Below are 19,042 nucleotides of genomic sequence, written 5' to 3' on the forward strand. Positions count from 1 at the left end.
TTACGTTTCGTATCCAGTTTTCAAGCGATTAAGACGCTTGAACCGTTTGGTGGCGATGGCGGAGGGGTTCCACGCGTACCCATCCCGAACACGACCGTTAAGCCCTCCAGCGCCGATGGTACTTGGACCGAAGGGTCCTGGGAGAGTAGGACGCCGCCAAGCATAATATTCCCTGATAGCTCAGTTGGTAGAGCACTCGACTGTTAATCGAGTTGTCACAGGTTCGAGTCCTGTTCGGGGAGCCACTTGCTCTCATAGCTCAGTAGGTAGAGTGCATCCATGGTAAGGATGAGGTCACCGGTTCGATCCCGGTTGAGAGCTCCATTTTCTTACTGGATGGCCCGTTGGTCAAGGGGTTAAGACACCTCCCTTTCACGGAGGTAACAGGGGTTCGAATCCCCTACGGGTCACCACTTTCAATACGAACTACATATGGAGGCTTAGCTCAGCTGGGAGAGCATCTGCCTTACAAGCAGAGGGTCGGGGGTTCGATCCCCTCAGCCTCCACCATGATTACCTTATTGGGGATTAGCCAAGCGGTAAGGCAACGGACTTTGACTCCGTCATCCATAGGTTCGAATCCTATATCCCCAGCCATTTTATTGAGAGCCATTAGCTCAGTTGGTAGAGCACCTGACTTTTAATCAGGGTGTCGAAGGTTCGAGTCCTTCATGGCTCACTTTTCACAGTGTGCGCGTGTGGCGGAATTGGCAGACGCACTAGACTTAGGATCTAGCGTCTTTGACGTGGGGGTTCAAGTCCCTCCACGCGCACCACCTTTGCGGACGTGGCTCAGCGGTAGAGCATCGCCTTGCCAAGGCGAGGGTCGCGGGTTCGATTCCCGTCGTCCGCTCCATAATTTGCGCCCTTAGCTCAGCTGGATAGAGCGTTTGACTACGAATCAAAAGGTCAGGAGTTCGAATCTCTTAGGGCGCGCCATTTTTAACTTCATAATGGTTTCACCATCTTATTTCGGGACGTAGCTCAGCTTGGTAGAGCACCTGGTTTGGGACCAGGGGGTCGCATGTTCAAATCGTGTCGTCCCGACCATTATAAGGTGCGGGTGTAGTTCAATGGTAGAACTCCAGCCTTCCAAGCTGGTAGCGTGGGTTCGATTCCCATCACCCGCTCCATACATAACAGCAACATCATCAGCGAGATGATGTTTTTTGTTATAATCAGGTTTTTTTTAACCTTGCATTTTACTGCTTCACCGTGTTACGGTAGTTAAAGAGCTATCATACCGGGTAACAAATTTGTTATTACTATTGATGTAGTTAGTGAGATGTTTAACGTCTTGCCTAAGGGCATTTCCCAATCGGGAAGTTGCTCTAATTGTTTTATGTTTACTGCCGTTCCCTTTAAATTCCTTACAAATAAAGTGAAGATTTTCAGGGAAGTTTATTGTATTATGGTAGGAAGGCTTTTAGAGAAGGAATAGGGATGAAATGGGGGAGAAATATGACGGAATTAACTGTAGCTGCCGGCAAAACCAACTCGAACAACCTTCTTCGGCGAGATATACGTTTTTTGGGCAATATTCTAGGAGAGGTCCTTGTCCATCAAGGCGGTAATGAGCTCTTGGATATTGTCGAGAAGATTCGTGAAGCCAGTAAGTCGTTACGGGCTGTGTTCTTGCCGGAACTGCATGAGGAGTTCAAGGGAATGATCAATTCCCTGGAGCCGGAAATTCGACACCAAGTCATCCGGGCATTCGCTATTTACTTTCAATTGGTCAATATTGCCGAACAGAATCATCGGATCCGCCGCAAAAGGGATTATGAGCGCTCCGCAGGGGAAGCCGTGCAATCCGGTACGATTGAAGCTTCGGTTAGGGATCTGAAGGAACGGGGTTTTACTTTCAGTGAAGCTCAGGAGATTCTGGAAGGCATGTCGCTGGAACTTGTTATGACGGCTCACCCTACAGAAGCAATGCGCCGCGCTATTCTCGACATTCATAAACGGATTGCCGATGACGTAATGCAGCTTGATAATCCGACTTTAACCTTCCGTGAACGGGAGCAGTTAAGGGAGAAGTTGCTGAATGAGGTCATTACGCTCTGGCAAACTGACGAGCTCCGGGATCGCAAACCTACGGTTCTGGATGAAGTGAGAAACGGGATGTATTATTTTCATGAGACGCTGTTCCACGTACTGCCGGAGGTTTATCAGGAACTGGAACGTTCGCTTAGCAAATACTATCCGGAGCATCTGTGGCATGTGCCGACCTATCTGCGCTTCGGCTCCTGGATCGGCGGCGATCGGGACGGAAATCCGTCCGTCACCTCCAATGTGACCTGGGAGACGCTTAAAATGCAGCGTAAGCTGGCTATCCGCGAATACCAGGCTCTGCTCTCCGAGTTGTTTAAGTATCTCAGTTTCAGCACAAGCATCGTCGACGTCACGGATGAATTGATCGCTTCTATTCAAAAGGACCGGCTGCAGGTAACTTTAAATAAAACGCCGCACTGGCGCAATGAGAAGGAACCTTATCGCATCAAGCTGACTTATATGACGGAGAGACTCCACAATGTACTGGATGACTCTAAGAAAGATACTTCCGAACGTTATGCCGACGTGAAAGATCTGATCGAGGATTTGAAAATCATCGACCGTAGCTTGCGTCATCATTATGCGGATTATGTCGCGGATACCCATCTCAAGAAATTTATCCGGCAGGTTGAATTGTTCGGGTTCCATACCGCTACGTTAGATATACGCCAGCACAGTAAAGAACATGAGAACGCCATGACGGAAGTTTTGGCCCATATGAATATTGTAAGCAACTATGCCGCGATGGAGGAAGAAGAAAAAGTTGCACTTCTGGAGCGTTTGCTCAACGATCCTCGTCCTTTGACTTCGCCTTATCAGGAGTATAGTGAAAGCACAACGGAATGCTTGAACGTGTATCGTACGGTGTTCCAGGCCCAGAAGGAATTTGGCACCCAGTGCATTACCAGCTATTTGATCAGCATGACCGAGGCGGCGAGCGATATTCTGGAGGTTATGGTGTTTGCCAAAGAAGTGGGCTTGTTCCGTAAGGAAGCTGACGGTACCGTCGTATGTACCTTGCAATCTGTTCCGCTCTTCGAGACGATCGATGATCTGCACGAAGCTCCGGGCATTATGCGTCGTTTGTTCAATATGCCGATTTACCGTCAATCCGTAACGGCTATGAACGATTTGCAAGAAATCATGCTCGGTTACTCCGATAGCAATAAAGACGGCGGTGTGGTTACCGCAAACTGGGAGCTCCGGGTAGCTCTGAAACAGATTACGGCTGCGGCCAAAGAGTTCGGCGTGAAGCTGAAATTTTTCCATGGACGGGGCGGAGCGCTCGGACGCGGAGGCATGCCGCTGAATCGCAGCATTCTGGTACAGCCGCCGGAAACGATCGGCGGAGGCATCAAGATTACCGAGCAGGGGGAAGTGATTTCTTCCCGTTACTCCTTGAAGGGAATTGCCTACCGTAGTTTGGAAACCGCGACTTCTGCGCTGATTACTTCGGCGATCCAAGCTAAAATGCATCAGGAATCCAATCCGCAAGAGGAAAAATGGGATGCCATCGCTGCCGGCATTTCCGAGACCTCACTCGAGAAGTATCAGGATTTGGTCTTCCGCGAGCCGGACTTCCTGAAGTTTTTTAGAGAATCGACACCGCTTGTGGAAGTCGGCGAACTGAATATCGGTTCCAGACCGTCCAAGCGTAAAAATAGCGACCGCTTTGAAGATTTGCGGGCCATTCCGTGGGTGTTTGCCTGGACGCAAAGCCGCTATCTGTTCCCGGCCTGGTACGCTGCAGGCACAGGATTATATACGTTCTATCAAAACAACGAGGAAAATCTTAAGGTTCTCCAAGAGATGTACAAGAACTCGACGTTTTTCAGATCGTTGATGGACACGTTACAGTTTGCCATTATTAAGGCGGACCTGGTTATCGCGAAGGAATATGCTAAGATGTGCGGCGATGACGATGCCAAGGAGCGGATCTTTGGACAAATTGAGCAGGAGTTCAATTTGACGAAAGATATGATCCTCAAAATCACGGGCGTTCCGGAAATTCTCGACGATTCGCCGGCTGTGCAGGAATCCATCCGACTCCGCAATCCTTACGTGGATCCGCTTAGCTACTTGCAAGTCCAGCTGTTGACTGAGCTTCGGGCCGTTCGCGAACGGGGACAGGACGATTCCGAACTGTTACGTGAAGTGCTGCTTACCATCAACGGCATTGCCGCGGGGCTCCGGAATACGGGCTGATACCCTGATTTTTAAACCCAAGCCGGTCCTCTCCAGATCTGGAGAGCGATCCGGCTTGTTTTTTTGAGGAAGCCAATGGTCAGCCGGGGGATAGGATAAATAGGAATAGTATTGCATTTTACATGGAGTTGAATTAACATTTGAATGAAGTGAGGGCAGCAGCAATCACCGAAAATGGGCTCGGTAAGCGTAAGCCCGGACAAACTGGAGTCCCGAATAAGCCCGTCTATGGATCTGGGGGAAATTATAGTGGTGGACCATTTCGAAGCGAGACTGGTGAAATTAGCCCGCAAAGGTGATCAGGGCGCATTTGCCGAACTCGTTGATGTATATAAGGATAAAATATTTCATCTGGCATACCGGATGTTGTCCAATCGGCATGAGGCCGAGGATATCGTCCAGGAGACTTTTTTGCGTGTCTATAAAAATTTTCATCGTTATGACGAGAAGCAGAAATTCTCCACATGGATTTACCGGATCGCTACGAATTTGTGCATTGATCGGCTGCGTAAGCGGAAACCGAGTTATTATCTTGATGCGGAAATGAACGATCAGGAAGGAATGGACGGGTATACGCTGATTCCCGGGGACGATAGAACGCCGGAAACGGAGTACCTGTTGTCGGAAACCCAGCAGACCATTCATCAGGCGATCGAGGGCCTGCCCGCCAAATATAAGTCGGTGATTGTTCTGAGGTACTTGCAGGACCTTTCGCTGCAGGAGATTGGCGATGTGCTGGACATGCCGGTGACCACCGTGAAAACGAGGGTGCATCGGGGACGCGAATTTCTGCGCAAAAAACTGGAGCACAAAGTGTTTTGATTTTTGGGAACCGGAATTTTGCAATATTTATGAAACGCTTTGTTGAGTCAGACGTAATGTAAGGTAGGACGACTATGCCAATACGGTGTATTGGTTATCCATAGATTGATACTGAAAGGATTGGCTGATATGGATTGCAAACAAGCCTCCTCATTGATGCATGATTACCTGGACGAAGATGTGACGCGTGGGCAGGCCGTGGAGCTGAAGTTGCATCTCGAAGGCTGCTCCGCTTGCAATGAAAGGTTTAAGGAATTGGAACAAACGGAAATGATGCTGTTTGCGACCATCAAGCATGGTTCGATCAAGGCACCGGATGAGCTCGTTGACCGGATTATGAGCAAAATTCCGACGCCGCGTAAACAGCAGGCATGGATCGGCTGGATTCGGAAGCATCCGGCTCTTACGGCTGCAGCCATGTTTTTGCTCGTTATGCTATTTAGTGCGGTTTCCCTGTGGGAAAGCGACGACCAGCTCGTAGTCAAGACGGCGGATCTGGATCAGGTCATCATCAACGGCAATACCGTTACCGTGCCCAATGGATCTACCATTGCCGGTAACCTTACTGTAGAGAACGGCAAGGCTGAAATATATGGCGATGTTCAGGGAAACTTAACGGTGATCGACGGATCGTACTACCAAGCTTCAACGGCTCATATCGCTGGCGAGATCAAAAGTATCGATCAAGCGCTGGACTGGGTGTGGTACAGGATCACCAATGTGTTTATGGAAGTCGCCTACTGATGGATCCACTTGTACAGCAAGCGGCGCCTCCCTTTGCGGGGAACCACGGCGCCTTTTTCTTTTGCTTCATAAGGAAAAATTTGCTTGCAGTTACGAAAGCTTCTAAATATATTGTACGCTTGCATCTGCCTTTGGAACGTTATAACCTAGAGGATAAGGGGAAGATATAAAGAAAGCGTATAAAGAGATGTACATAACCGTTCCTTCGTCGGCGGCTTCGTTGGCAGGGGCTTGTTGGGGGTTGCACCATGAACTATTTTGTAAATTTGACATGGCAGGATTACATTAAGGATCTCATTGATATCCTGATTGTCACTTATATTATATATCACCTCATTTTGCTGGTACGGGGAACGAGAGCAATCCAACTGTTGAAGGGGATTCTCGTCCTGGTCGTGATCTGGGCGGTAAGTACCTGGTTTGATTTGTATACCTTGAAATGGCTTATGAATCAGATGTTCACCTTTGGGGTGCTTGCGATCTTCATCATCTTCCAGCCGGAATTAAGAAGGGCGCTGGAACAGCTCGGACGCGGCAAATTGTTCGGACGCAACAGTGCGGATGAGGAAGAATTCGGCAAGGAAATCGGCGAGATTATTAAGGCCGTTAATTTTTTATCCCGTAGGAAAATAGGTGCATTAATTGTTTTTGAGCGGAATACAGGACTTAATGAATATACGGAGTCGGGAATCAAGATGCAATCGATGATCTCTTCACAGCTGCTCATCAACATTTTCATTCCGAATACACCGCTGCATGACGGGGCTGTCATTATTCAGGGGCATAGAATATCGGCAGCAGCCTGTTATTTGCCGTTATCGGAAAATCCGTTCATCAGTAAAGAGCTGGGGACAAGACACCGTGCTGCGATAGGGATCAGTGAAGTCGGGGATGCGATATCCATCGTCGTGTCCGAGGAAACGGGACAAATTTCGCTGGCCATAGACGGACAAGTCGTGCGCGACATTAATGAAGAATCGCTCATTTCCAAATTGTATGAAGAGCTTGGCCCGAATTCGAACCAGAAGGAAAAACGAAAGCCTTTCTGGAAGAAGAAGGAGGGCGCCAATAATGGATAAGTGGCTGAACCAGAACAATTTTGCCAAGGTGATCGCCCTTGTTTTCAGCATTATTTTATGGGCGATGGTTCATATTGATAGCGGTGCGCCCGTCGCTCCAACGACCGTGGTAAACTCGAAAACGATCGATACGAAAATCCAGGTAACCGGATTCGATAGCGACAAATATGTGTTGTATGATCTGGAACCGGACACGGTCAGGCTGGAAGTCAAGGGAAAACGGACGGATTTGACCACGAATTTTTCCGATTATAAAGTGAAGCTGGACTTAAAAAATATAGGACCGGGAACCATTACGCTACCTTTGACTCATGAACTGCCGCCAGGCGTTCAGCTGATTTCCATGGATCCATCGATAATTAAAGTAACGATAGAAGCAAAGGAAACGAAACAAATTCCCGTAACGATTGTGACTAAGGGCAACCCGGCGGACGGGATGCAGCTTGGAAGTCCGATCGTGATCGGAGAGAGCACGGTTGACGTAACTTTGCCGCAAAGCGAAATCGAGGAACTTCAAAAAGTTCAAGGCACCGTGGATGTGACCGGCCTGAACGAAACCGCGAAAGGCAAAACCGTGAAGCTTACTGCATATGATAAACATGGGCAGGAAATGACAAATGCGGAGATCTCGCCGGATTCGGTCGAGGTGGATGTGCCGATCAATAAATTGTACAAAAATGTGCCTTTAGAGGTACGCAAAAGCGGGAAGCTCCCGAACGGATATGTACTTTCCAGCATTAGCACGAATGTGGAAGGTGTTGCTATCTATGGGTCAAAAGATTCGCTTGAGGGTATATCTTCCTATCCGGTAACGGTCGATTTGAGTCAGTTTAATGGTACAAATGAGACCAGGTACACGGTGGGCTTGACTCCTCCCGAAGGTTTTGAGAAAATCGAGCCGAGCTCTGTTCAAGTCACCGTCAAAATTGAACCTGCCGGACAAAAGCTAATCGACAACGTTCCGATAACCCTGATTAACGTGAATGAGGCTTTAACGGAAAAGTTCATTCACCCGGAAGACGCCAAGATTTCGCTAAGCGTATTTGGAGCCAAAGAGGTACTGGATAAGCTGAAAGCTGAAGATATTACGGTAACTGCCGATTTATCCGGGTTGGAGCAGGGGGCGCATACGGTCCCAGTTGTTGTAAAGCTGCCTGAATATGTCGAGTTGTCCGAAGCCGGTCAGAGTCTTGAGGTGCAGATCGAGCTGACGGAAAAAGGGAAGCCTGCGACTACGGTTCCTGATGAGAACTCACCGGGAACGCAGGACACGGAGAATAGTTCGCCTCCAGGGGAAGGTACAAACCAAAGCGGCGCCAATGAAGGCAATGGAAACGGTAGTGGCAGTGGCAGCAGCGGCAGCGGCAATGGGACCCCTCCGGATAACGGAGGCTGAGGTACAACATACAACGAAAGAACGATACTTTATGTGGAAGATTTGGAGCCTTTCGCCGTATAACTACTATGCGGCGGGGGCTTCACAACATGTTGAAGGAGTGAAATCATGGGGAAGTATTTTGGAACCGACGGAGTAAGAGGTATTGCAAATAAAGAATTAACGGCAGAGATGGCTTATCAGATTGGCCGCTGCGGGGGTTATGTGCTTGCGGGACAGGTTCCGAAGCCAAAGGTAGTTATCGGGATGGACACGCGTATTTCGGGCGTTATGCTTGAATCGGCGCTCGTTGCGGGGATGCTTTCGATCGGAGCGGACGTGATCCGCCTTGGTGTGGTTTCTACGCCGGCCGTAGCCTATTTGACGCGGATCCTAAACGCCGATGCTGGCGTTATGATATCGGCATCCCACAATCCGGTTGAGGATAACGGGATCAAGTTTTTTGGCAGCGACGGCTTTAAGCTTTCGGATGAAACGGAACTGCTGATCGAGGAACTGATGGATAAAGAAGTAGACGAGCTTCCGCGCCCTGTAGGCGGCGGACTCGGCAGCGTCATGATCGACATCGAATCGAAATTTAAATATCTCGCTCATTTGAAAACGACGATCAGTCATTCTTTTGAGGGGCTGAAAGTAGTTTTGGATTGCGCCAATGGGGCTGCATACGAACTGGCTCCGATGCTGTTCAGGGAGTTGGGCGCCGAAGTCTATACCATCGGGGCGGAACCGAACGGTCTGAATATCAACGATCATTGCGGATCTACGCATCCGGAGAAGCTGAAAGAAGAAGTCATACGTCTCGGGGCGGATTTGGGACTCGCATTTGACGGGGACGCCGACCGCCTGATCGCCATTGATGAAAAAGGGGAAGAAGTCGACGGCGACTACATTCTTTGTATTTGCGGCGACGCGATGAACCGTGCAGGCAAGCTGAAAGACAGCACGGTCGTTTCGACCGTCATGAGTAACTTCGGCTTCTATAAGGCGACCAAGAAACTGGCGCTGAACACGCAGCAGACGGCGGTAGGAGACCGTTACGTCATGGCGGAAATGATCCGCGGCGGATACAACCTGGGCGGGGAGCAATCCGGGCACGTAATTTTCCTGGATTACAATACGACAGGCGACGGCATTCTGACGGCGATTCAACTGGTGGACACCATGAAGGGTGCAGGCCAACCGCTGAGCGAGATGAAAAAGGTAATGAAGCAGTACCCGCAGGTGCTGGTGAATGTCCGTGTGCAGGATAAGAGCAAGTTTGTCGGCAATCCAGCCATTGAGGAAGCCATTACGTCCGTAGAGCGCCAATTGAGCGACAACGGGCGGGTGCTGGTGCGTCCATCCGGTACCGAGTCCCTGATTCGCGTCATGGCGGAAGGACCGGAGAAGGAAGAGCTGGAGCAGCTTGTAGCGCATATCGCCTCTGTGGTGGAGAAAGAACTGGTATAATGAACGAGGTCATAAATAAGTGACTTTTTTCATAGGACTCAAAAATGAGCCGCTGGCACTGGGAAAATCCGGTTTCAGCGGCTTTCCAATTGGGTAAGCTTCTTTGGGGCAGAGGGATAATCGGGACAACTTGATTATTGCCAAATGTCACTGGGGTGCATATAATAAGCATATTCAAGAAAAGAAAGCGAGGGTTGTAAGGTTTAAGCAGTATAAGCGCCAGAGCTTCATTTCGCGCGTTGAAGCGATCGGGCAGGGAACAAGCAGACACACACAATGTTGTCTTGCTTGGATAACCCCGGCAGGATCGTGGTACGGCAAATGCAAGCTGACGAGGTGGAGGTGTTCGAGTTGTTCGGCGGGGGCCTCCCGGTGCCGCATCGCACCGTAACCGCAAGGACAAAAGGAATGGGCGACCGTTCCCACAAACCTTACGGACCGATGTTGTTTTGTACGGAATTTTTCGATGGAAGTATATTTCATGAGTGTGCGCAGGAGACGCGGAAGAGCGCGATGGTACGGGAGATTTATGGACATTCATGAAAATAGGTATGGTTACTTGTAACTTTTCTGATTTTTCAAATAAAAGGTGAGTTCGGAAAGCTTGATGCCCATTAAGGGATACTTTTTGAACAACCGCTAAAATTGAATAGTTCTGTCTCTTTGGACCGCGCTGGCATCGTCCGCTTCTTTCCTCCTGCAAATCAAAATTCGGAGAGAATGAAACGGAGGATATATAAATATGTGTGGTATTGTTGGATATATCGGGAAGAGAGACACGCAGACGGTTTTGTTGGAAGGACTTAAGAAGCTGGAGTATCGTGGCTATGATTCGGCAGGTATTGCGGTATTTACGCCGGACGGGTTGCAAATTGCCAAATCGATCGGCCGCTTGGCTAATCTGGAGTCCAAACTGGAAGGAGCCCCTTTGGTGGGAACGGCCGGCATCGGCCATACCCGCTGGGCAACGCACGGTAAACCGTCGGATGTCAATTCTCATCCGCATACCGACCACAGCCAGAAATTTTCGGTCGTGCATAACGGGATCGTCGAGAATTATCTGGATTTGAAAGAAGAGCTGATCGGCCAAGGCTGCGAGTTCGTCTCGGAAACGGATACGGAGGTTATTTCCCACCTGGTAGCCCGTGAGTACGAAGGCGATATCGTGAAAGCCGTTCAAAAAGCGATCACCTATATGCGCGGTGCTTTTGCACTTGGCGTATTGACGGAGTATGAGCCGAATAAGCTGGTTGCCGTACGTCAAGCAAGCCCGCTGATCATCGGGCTCGGTGAAGGTGAGAACTTCATCGGTTCCGATATCCCGGCAATTTTGAATTACACGCGTAACGTGTACATTCTGAATGACGGTGAAATGGCCGTATTGACCGAAGACGCTGTCGAATTGATGACCATTGAGGGGAATTTTATTTCTCGGGAAATGATTTCTGTCGATTGGGATGCAGTGACCGCGGAAAAAGGCGGGTTTGATCACTTCATGCTTAAGGAAATCCATGAGCAACCGAAGGCTTACCGCGATACGATGCGGGGCCGGATCGACGAGAGCGGCCGCAAGGTGCTGTTCCCTAACCTGAATCTGACCGAGGAAAAAATCCGTTCGATCAATAACATTCACATCGTCGCTTGCGGAACGGCATATCATGCCGGTCTGGTAGGCGGAGCAGCCATTGAAAAGCTGATTCGCGTACCGGTAGCATTCGATGTTGCATCCGAGTACCGTTACCGTTCGCCGCTCATTACGCCTGAGACGCTCGTAATCGTCGTCAGCCAGTCCGGCGAAACGGCTGACACCTTGGCTGCCCTGCGTGAAGCTCACGCCAATGGCGCCCATGTCCTGGCCGTTACGAACGTAGTCGGCAGCTCGATCGCCCGTGATGCGGACGACGTGATCGCTACGCTCGCAGGCCCGGAAATCGCCGTAGCTTCGACAAAAGCGTACACGTCGCAGTTGATTGCGTTCTATCTGCTTGGCCTGCACCTGGCCCAAGTTCGCGGCACGCAAACGGAAGAGGAAGTGGCGCATGTTCTTGCCGCAATGCAGGCATTGCCTGAGCAAGTGGAAAGCATGCTGCAAAACGCCGATGCGATTAAGGCTTATGCCGAGCAAATCTCCAAGCATGAGCACTTGTTCTTCATCGGACGCGGCCTCGACTATGCCGTAGCCATGGAAGGATCGCTCAAGCTGAAAGAAATTTCTTACATTCACTCCGAAGCTTATGCGGCGGGTGAATTGAAACACGGCACCTTGGCGCTGATTGAAGATGGCATTCCGGTTATCGCTTTGGCGACCCAGGAAGCCGTACTCGAGAAGACCGTCAGCAACATCAAGGAAGTGAAAGCCCGCGGCGCAGACGTAATGGCGATCACGCATGAAGAGCACGTTGCAGGATTGCTGAAATCCGTCGACCAGGCCTTCGCAATTCCTAAGACGCTGCCGCTGCTTACGCCGGCACTGTCCGTCGTACCTCTGCAGCTTCTGTCCTACTACGCTTCCCTGGCCCGCGGCAACGACGTCGACAAGCCGCGGAACTTGGCGAAGAGTGTGACGGTGGAGTAAGGGGAGTTAATTGGGCAACTGTTTGTGTACAATGCATAAAGTTGGTGTATAGACATTAATAATGGTGCACAAACAATAATATTGATTCTTATTACAATATGAGTTATGCAATGGAGAAAATGAGTCGCCTAAAACATTAGGACGGCTCATTTTTTTGAGCTTAAACAAAGTACTATCAACTAACGAGCAGGATAACACAATAGCATTGTGGAATTTTTCTTTAGAGAGGAATGGCAAATTCCAGCCACCAATTTATGTTTGCCGAATCCTAGCTGATGAATTAAAGAGAAAGTAAGAGTAGGGAGTAGATTATGGAATACTTAGTAAGAGAAATCCATATAACCGACTATCAAGACATTTACTTGTTGAATCGAGATTTTAACCCCAATCTTTCAAGTTTTACCGAAGAAAAAGTCAAAGAAAAAATTGGAATTATTACAAGAGAGACAAAAGATAAGATTTTTGTATTCGAACTCAATAACGAGATTGTTGGTTATATCCATGGAAGTCGCCATGAGTTGCTTTTTGCCGATCCTTTGATCAATGTTTTAGGCTTTGTAGTAAAAGAACGCTACAGAAATCAAGGTATCGGTAGCAAGCTAATGGATTATTTAGAGCACTGGGCGCGGGAAGAGGGTTATTCCGGCATAAAGTTGTTGTCCCATCCGAGTCGTGAGCAAGCACATAGACTCTACCACAAAAGAGGCTACCAATTTACGAAGGATCAGAAAAATTTTATTAAGTCTTTTGATTAGCACCAAATGGAAAAACAGCATTATACTTATTTCTCAAAAGCTGACGATACTGCAACCAAAAATCATGTCAGATCAACAATCCCAGTCTAATACTTTATTTTCTTCGAACATTTGTGATTTTCAAAAAGTCCCGATGATATCGGGACTTTTTTTGCAATTTAAATGAGGTGTAAGACGTAAAAGGATCATCAAAACCGAATCGACTGAATCAAAAGCTATTGGTTTGCAGTCGAACGAAAATGAAGATACAGTAGCTTATGATGTGAATAACACAACTGAAACCGTTCTGTTAAGCGGAATGATCAGCCTTCCAGCTAAACAAAAGGTTGTAATCTTTATGAAGATAGGTGGTTTTAAAAATGGACATGAAAGAGTTTTTAGACTTTTGCAAGAGCGGTAATCCGATTTCCGGAGAGGATAGAGAATTACATGGGCTTTTAGTTCAATGTAGTTTTGAAGCCCAAAGGATCACGATGAAATTAAATACAGCCTATCATTCGAAAGAAGAGATCGTAGAGATTTTTAGCGAACTGACCGGCAACGAAGTGGATTCGTCATTTATGTGCTTTCCGCCGTTTTACACGGACTTTGGCAAGAATATTACGATAGGGAAAAACGTGTTTTTTAACACAGGCTGTTCTTTTCAAGATAGAGGCGGAATTACGATTGGTGATGGTACAGCGATCGGTATGAATGTCACGATTGCTACACTTAATCACGGCTTATCCTTAGAAACAAGAAATACCACTTACTCCTCTCCGGTCATCATTGGGGAAAATGTGTGGATTGGATCAAACGCAACCATACTGCCTGGAGTGACAATCGGCTCCAACTCTGTTGTTGCGGCAGGTGCGGTTGTTACCAAGGATGTTCCGGAAAATACGGTTGTCGCGGGAGTACCGGCAAAAGTGATAAAAAAAATCACGGAATAACGAAGTATTCAGCGAAATAAAAGAAGGTGTCCCAAAGCTATGCTTTTGAGACACCTTCAAAATATACATAAGTTTACATTGTGCTAATATCGATCACGAATCTATATTTCACGTCAGAAGCCAATACGCGTTTGTAAGCTTCGTCGATCTGATCGGCCGATATCACTTCGATCTTAGGGGCAATATTGTGTTTTGCACAGAAATCCAACATTTCCTGCGTCTCACGGATGCCTCCGATCATGGATCCTGCAAATGAACGGCGATGTCCGATTAAGGACATTACATTTAGGGATAGCGGCTCCCCGGGGGCGCCGACATTCACCAAAGTTCCGTCAAGAGTCAGTAATGAGAAATAAGCATCCATATCAATGCTGGCACTTACCGTGTTAATAATTAAGTCAAAGTTTCCGGCAAGTATTTCGAATGTTTTCGGATCGCTTGTGGCATAGTAGCTGTCTGCGCCCAATTGCAAACCATCGTCTTTTTTCTTCAAGGATTGGGATAGAACGGTGACCTCGGCACCCATGGCATGCGCGATTTGGACCGCCATATGGCCAAGACCGCCCATGCCGACAACAGCCACTTTTTTACCGGGACCGGCTCCCCAGTGGTTTAGCGGCGAATAAGTCGTAATCCCTGCGCAAAGCAATGGAGCAGCGGCGTCAAGCTCAATGTTATCCGGAATTCTGACGACAAAGTCCTCGGTCACGACAATATGTGTAGAATAACCGCCTTGCGTAGGTTCGCCGTATTTATCGACACCGGCGTAGGTTGGGACATTTCCTTTCAGGCAGTATTGTTCTTCTCCTTTTCGGCAATTCTCACATTCGCCGCAGGAGTCGACCATACATCCTACCCCTACCCGGTCACCGACCTTATATTTTGTAACATGAGGTCCTACAGACGTGACAATTCCCGCAATCTCGTGCCCGGGGACGAGAGGGTAGTTTACGGGTCCCCATTCGCCGTGCGCGGTGTGAATGTCCGAATGGCATATGCCGGCATATTTAATTTCAATCAGGACATCATGCAAATCAAGATCCCGTCGTTTAATTTCGGCAGTCCGAAACGGTTTATCCGGACCGTCGACAGCTCGTGCTTTAGCAGTTATCATCAAAAAAACCTCCCATACTTGTTTCTCTTTGCAGATCCATGTTAAACCTTATAGTTGACTTTAAGTCAAGCTGTGAAATAAACCCAATGCATGTCATCGATCATAAATGTTTTTATTTCAAAACCGCGCTGGATGCCGGAACGGAAGATATTCATAAAAGCGAATAGGTGATGAAGTCGAGGATTGCGGTTTGTGAAGAAGCATAAAGGACATAGCACATTAAAATTAACCATCATCAGATCTCTAAATTATAGTTCATCCTATCTGATTTGAAGAGTTAAAAGTGATCTAGCGGCTTAATAAAGCAAATCATCGATATCTATGGCCTTGCCCTTCGGTTTTTAAGGGGTGAGGCCTTAGTCATTTATTTAGAGCGAATATCATGATATAGCGTTGCAGAGGCAGCAATCCAAAAATAGTGGAATTTTTCCCAATGAACGTTCCCTTATTCGCTTGGACCAAAGGCATTACAATATGTATGCGGTTACAAAAACCGAGGATTTAATAAACAGGGGGAGGCAAACTATGAAACGCATGAAAGGCATGAAACGTGTTTTAGCAGGGGTTTCTACTATGATTCTGATGACTTCTGTTCTATCGGCGTGCGGAAGTAACTCCAATTCGAATTCTTCCGCTCCAAGCAATGATCCGGCCCCATCCACTAACACGGCCGAGGCTCCGGCAAAGGGCAGCGGCGAGAAAGTCACCATCAATCTCTGGAGCTTTACGGATGAGATTCCGAACATGACCAAAAAGTATTTGGAAGTCCATCCCGAGGCGAATGTAGAGTTTAAGACAACAGTAATCGCAACCACTGACGGCGCTTATCAGCCTGCTCTTGACCAAGCCTTGGCGGCTGGCGGCAAAGATGCCCCGGATATTTACGCAGCCGAAGCCGCGTTCGTACTCAAGTACACGCAAGGCGACGCATCCAGCTATGCGGCTAACTATGCAGACCTGGGCCTGGATGATCAAAAGGTGAAGGATGCAGGCATTGCCCAATATTCGGTTGACATCGGCAGCAAGGACGGCGAGCTGAAAGCCCTCGGCTATCAAGCAACCGGCGGCGCCTTTATCTACCGCCGCTCGCTTGCCAAGGATGTGTTTGGAACCGACGATCCGGCAACGATCAAAAATGAAATAGGACCTGGCTGGGATAAGTTTTTCGGTGCAGCCGAGAAACTGAAAGCCAAAGGGTACGGCATTATTTCCGGCGACGGCGATATGTGGCACGCGATCGAGAACAGTTCCGATAAAGGCTGGATTGTTGATGGAAAGCTGCATATTGATCCAAAGCGTGAAGAGTTCCTCGATCTTGCCAAGAAGCTGAAAGATAACGGGTATCATAACGATACGCGTGACTGGCAGGAGTCATGGTTCGCTGATATGTCCGGCACGGGTGCACAACCGATCTTCGGCTTCTTCGGTCCTGCCTGGCTCATTAACTATACGATGAGCGATCAAGTGAAAGACACGAATGGCGACTGGGCCGTTACTGAGCCGCCGACAGGTTTCTTCTGGGGAGGCACCTGGCTGCTGGCCCACAAAGACGTGGTTAAGGACGACGCCAAGAAACAGGCTGTTGCGGACTTTATCAATTGGGTGACGCTCGATTCCTCCGAAACCGGCCTCCAGTATTTCTGGGCGAACGGCACGATGAAGGAAGGCGAGCAAGGCACGAAGGACAGCGTTGCATCCTCCGTCGTGATGTCGAAGTCCAACGGAGAAATTCCGCTGCTCGGCGGGCAGAACATGTTCGACGTGTTCGTTCCGGCCAACGCAAATGCTTCCGGTAAGAACTTGACTCAATACGACGAATCGATTAACTTGCTATGGCGCGACCAAGTACGCGAATACACCGCGGGTAACAAATCACGCGATGAAGCGCTCGCCACCTTCAAGCAGCAGGTCAAAGACCAACTTAACATCGATAGTGAATAAGAAGCGGTCTTAGGGGCGGGGAGTTATCCCGCCCCTTCATATCCATTAAAGAGGTGAGAGCATGCGCCGCAAAGGTGTGAACTACTCGAAATTCGGCTATATTTTTACCTTGCCGTTCGTCCTGGCATTTCTGATTTTTTCGTTGTATCCCATTTTATATACCGCAGCTATCGGATTCACCGATATGCAGGGATTAATACCGAAACCGATTCATATTCTGGATGATCCTTTTAAAAACTTCAAGGATCTCCTTTTTGATAACGTCTCGTTCAGGAAGTCTCTTATTAACACGGGATTGCTCTGGATCGTCAACTTCATTCCCCAAATCATTCTCGCGCTCTTGCTCACGGCATGGTTCACGAACAAGCGCCTCAATATCAAAGGGCAAGGTGCGTTCAAAGTTTTGCTCTATATGCCGAATATTATCACTGCGAGTACGATCGCAATTCTTTTCAGTACTTTATTTGCCTATCCAATGGGTCCCATCAACAGCTTGATTCAAATGCTGGGATGGTCCGATGCTCCGATTTTCTTTCTTCAGGATAAGACGACCGCGCGAGGCATTGTGGCGTTCATCCAGTTCTGGATGTGGTACGGTAACACGATGATCATCCTCGTTGCAGGCGTGATGGGGATAAATCCCGCTCTTTTCGAGTCTGCGGCGATCGATGGCGCAAACGGTTTTCAAACCTTCTTCCGCATCACGCTGCCGAGTCTCCGTACGATTTTGCTATTCACGCTGATTACATCGATGATCGGCGGTTTGACCATGTTCGATATTCCGCAGTTGTTCCTTATGGGCGGGCCGGACGACTCCACGCTTACTACGTCCATGTTTATCTACGGGCAAGCGTTCAAGGGCAGCTATTTGTACAATCGCGCTGCAGCGGCGAGCATGATTATGTTCGTGATTGCAGGGATATTGTCCGGATTACTGTTCTACCTGATGCGCGACCGCGATGCGGGAAAATTGAAAAAAGCGGAAAAGAAGCGTAGAAAGTCTGCAAACAGCAGTCGAGAGGGAGGGGTGACGCATCATGGATAAAAATCCGAAAAACGGAGCCGTCGGTCTAAAGGTAAGCCGAACGATTATCTATATCGTCTGTATCCTGTTGGCGCTCCTTAGCATCCTACCGTTTTGGATCATGTTTGTGAACGCCACGCGCTCTACGGCGGAAATCCAAAGCGGTCTCTCGCTGCTTCCTTCGACACACTTTATGAGCAATCTGCAAGTGCTGCTCGAAAAGAGCTTTGATCCGATTCAAGGGTTCTTGAATTCATTTATTATCTCTGCTTCGGCAACGGTCTTAACGGTCTATTTCTCATCCCTGGCGGCTTATGGGCTTGTGACCTACGACTGGAAGCTGCGCAAGCCATTCTTTACCTTCATTCTGTGCGTGATGATGATTCCTTCCCAGGCAAGCGCCATCGGCTTCTATCAGTTCATGTATAAATTACATTGGACAAATAGCTTTCTCCCGCTGATTCTGCCTGCCATTGCAGCGCCGGCGGTGGTGTTCTTCATGCGGCAATACCTGCTTGCGACCCTGTCGATAGAGATCGTGGAAGCGGCGCGTGTGGACGGGTCCGGTGAATTCAAAACATTCAACCGGATTGTATTGCCGCTCATGATACCGGCCGTGGCGACGCAAGCCATCTTTGCTTTTGTGGCCAACTGGAACAATCTGTTCATGCCGCTGATTTTGCTGACGCAGAAGGAAAAATACACGATGCCGATCATGGTCAGCTTGCTGCGCGGCGATATTTACAAAACGGAGTTTGGCTCGATCTATATGGGTCTTGCCTTGACGGCTTTACCGCTGTTTGTGGTGTACTTCCTCTTATCCCGGTATATTATCGCGGGGGTAGCGCTGGGAGGCGTCAAAGAATAATTATTCAAGCTGGTCGAGCAGATTCAGAGGTTCTTCTGAATTTGCTCGGCTTTTCTTTTGTTTGGAGGGGAAAGTGAAATTCAAGA

14 protein-coding genes, 11 tRNA genes and 1 rRNA gene are annotated in these 19,042 nt (G+C 48.5%); 25 read left to right on the plus strand and 1 reads right to left on the minus strand.

All coding sequences use genetic code 11. The annotated features are described in order from the left end of the window. Positions 1-45 precede the first annotated feature (45 nt). From rrf to ACLB09_RS22830, 22 genes are all read left to right on the plus strand, one after another. A 5S ribosomal RNA gene (rrf, locus tag ACLB09_RS22725) occupies positions 46-162 on the plus strand. 7 nt (positions 163-169) lie between these two features. After that, positions 170-245, plus strand: a tRNA-Asn gene (locus ACLB09_RS22730). 3 nt (positions 246-248) lie between these two features. Continuing rightward, a tRNA-Thr gene (locus ACLB09_RS22735) sits at positions 249-324 on the plus strand. A 14-nt stretch (positions 325-338) separates the two neighbouring features. Further along, positions 339-413: transfer RNA gene (locus tag ACLB09_RS22740), tRNA-Glu, on the plus strand. Positions 414-434: 21 nt separating this feature from the next. Further along, positions 435-510: transfer RNA gene (locus ACLB09_RS22745), tRNA-Val, on the plus strand. Between the two features lie 12 nt (positions 511-522). Then, positions 523-597: transfer RNA gene (locus tag ACLB09_RS22750), tRNA-Gln, on the plus strand. A 9-nt stretch (positions 598-606) separates the two neighbouring features. Next, positions 607-679: transfer RNA gene (locus tag ACLB09_RS22755), tRNA-Lys, on the plus strand. Positions 680-692: 13 nt separating this feature from the next. Beyond that, a tRNA-Leu gene (locus tag ACLB09_RS22760) sits at positions 693-776 on the plus strand. Between the two features lie 5 nt (positions 777-781). Continuing rightward, positions 782-856, plus strand: a tRNA-Gly gene (locus ACLB09_RS22765). Between the two features lie 6 nt (positions 857-862). Beyond that, positions 863-939 (plus strand) — tRNA-Arg (locus ACLB09_RS22770). Positions 940-973: 34 nt separating this feature from the next. Next, positions 974-1,050 (plus strand) — tRNA-Pro (locus ACLB09_RS22775). A gap of 9 nt (positions 1,051-1,059) precedes the next feature. Continuing rightward, a tRNA-Gly gene (locus tag ACLB09_RS22780) sits at positions 1,060-1,133 on the plus strand. A 328-nt stretch (positions 1,134-1,461) separates the two neighbouring features. Then, complete coding sequence (gene ppc / locus ACLB09_RS22785) at positions 1,462-4,257, plus strand: phosphoenolpyruvate carboxylase (protein ID WP_410772305.1); 2,796 nt, start codon at positions 1,462-1,464, stop codon at positions 4,255-4,257. A gap of 228 nt (positions 4,258-4,485) precedes the next feature. After that, complete coding sequence (gene sigW, locus ACLB09_RS22790) at positions 4,486-5,079, plus strand: RNA polymerase sigma factor SigW (RefSeq protein WP_410772306.1); 594 nt, start codon at positions 4,486-4,488, stop codon at positions 5,077-5,079. A 129-nt stretch (positions 5,080-5,208) separates the two neighbouring features. Further along, a complete protein-coding gene (locus ACLB09_RS22795; protein WP_410772125.1) occupies positions 5,209-5,823 on the plus strand; it encodes a zf-HC2 domain-containing protein in 615 nt (204 codons plus the stop codon). Positions 5,824-6,071: 248 nt separating this feature from the next. After that, a complete protein-coding gene (gene cdaA, locus ACLB09_RS22800; protein WP_410772126.1) occupies positions 6,072-6,902 on the plus strand; it encodes a diadenylate cyclase CdaA in 831 nt (276 codons plus the stop codon). Beyond that, complete coding sequence (locus ACLB09_RS22805) at positions 6,895-8,298, plus strand: CdaR family protein (protein ID WP_410772127.1); 1,404 nt, start codon at positions 6,895-6,897, stop codon at positions 8,296-8,298. The genes cdaA and ACLB09_RS22805 overlap by 8 nt, the downstream gene beginning before the upstream one ends. Before the next feature lie 108 nt (positions 8,299-8,406). After that, the gene (gene glmM, locus ACLB09_RS22810; protein ID WP_410772128.1) at positions 8,407-9,747 is read left to right on the plus strand and encodes a phosphoglucosamine mutase; all 1,341 of its coding nucleotides are present in this window, start codon (positions 8,407-8,409) and stop codon (positions 9,745-9,747) included. Between the two features lie 276 nt (positions 9,748-10,023). Then, a complete protein-coding gene (locus ACLB09_RS22815) occupies positions 10,024-10,290 on the plus strand; it encodes a hypothetical protein (RefSeq protein WP_410772129.1) in 267 nt (88 codons plus the stop codon). A 199-nt stretch (positions 10,291-10,489) separates the two neighbouring features. Continuing rightward, entirely contained in the window at positions 10,490-12,322 is a 1,833-nt protein-coding gene (glmS, locus tag ACLB09_RS22820; protein ID WP_410772130.1) for a glutamine--fructose-6-phosphate transaminase (isomerizing), read from the plus strand. A 311-nt stretch (positions 12,323-12,633) separates the two neighbouring features. Then, positions 12,634-13,077: a GNAT family N-acetyltransferase gene (locus ACLB09_RS22825; RefSeq protein WP_410772131.1), complete on the plus strand. Its 444-nt coding sequence runs from the start codon at positions 12,634-12,636 to the stop codon at positions 13,075-13,077. A gap of 359 nt (positions 13,078-13,436) precedes the next feature. Further along, on the plus strand, positions 13,437-14,009 hold the full coding sequence (locus tag ACLB09_RS22830; protein ID WP_410772132.1) for a sugar O-acetyltransferase: 573 nt from the start codon (positions 13,437-13,439) through the stop codon (positions 14,007-14,009). Positions 14,010-14,082: 73 nt separating this feature from the next. Here the strand turns inward: ACLB09_RS22830 and ACLB09_RS22835 are convergent, their stop codons facing one another. Then, entirely contained in the window at positions 14,083-15,123 is a 1,041-nt protein-coding gene (locus ACLB09_RS22835; RefSeq protein WP_410772133.1) for an NAD(P)-dependent alcohol dehydrogenase, read from the minus strand. Positions 15,124-15,648: 525 nt separating this feature from the next. Between ACLB09_RS22835 and ACLB09_RS22840 the strand changes: the two genes are divergently transcribed. From ACLB09_RS22840 to ACLB09_RS22850, 3 genes are all read left to right on the plus strand, one after another. Then, positions 15,649-17,064, plus strand: a complete 1,416-nt coding sequence (locus tag ACLB09_RS22840; protein WP_410772134.1) for an ABC transporter substrate-binding protein — start codon at positions 15,649-15,651, stop codon at positions 17,062-17,064. Between the two features lie 61 nt (positions 17,065-17,125). After that, positions 17,126-18,109, plus strand: coding sequence for a carbohydrate ABC transporter permease (locus ACLB09_RS22845; RefSeq protein WP_410772135.1), 984 nt, complete (start codon positions 17,126-17,128; stop codon positions 18,107-18,109). After that, positions 18,102-18,956, plus strand: a complete 855-nt coding sequence (locus tag ACLB09_RS22850) for a carbohydrate ABC transporter permease (RefSeq protein WP_410772136.1) — start codon at positions 18,102-18,104, stop codon at positions 18,954-18,956. The genes ACLB09_RS22845 and ACLB09_RS22850 overlap by 8 nt, the downstream gene beginning before the upstream one ends. Positions 18,957-19,042 lie beyond the last annotated feature (86 nt).

Source organism: Fontibacillus forbon (assembly GCF_046559655.1).
Lineage (GTDB): Bacteria > Bacillota > Bacilli > Paenibacillales > Paenibacillaceae > Fontibacillus.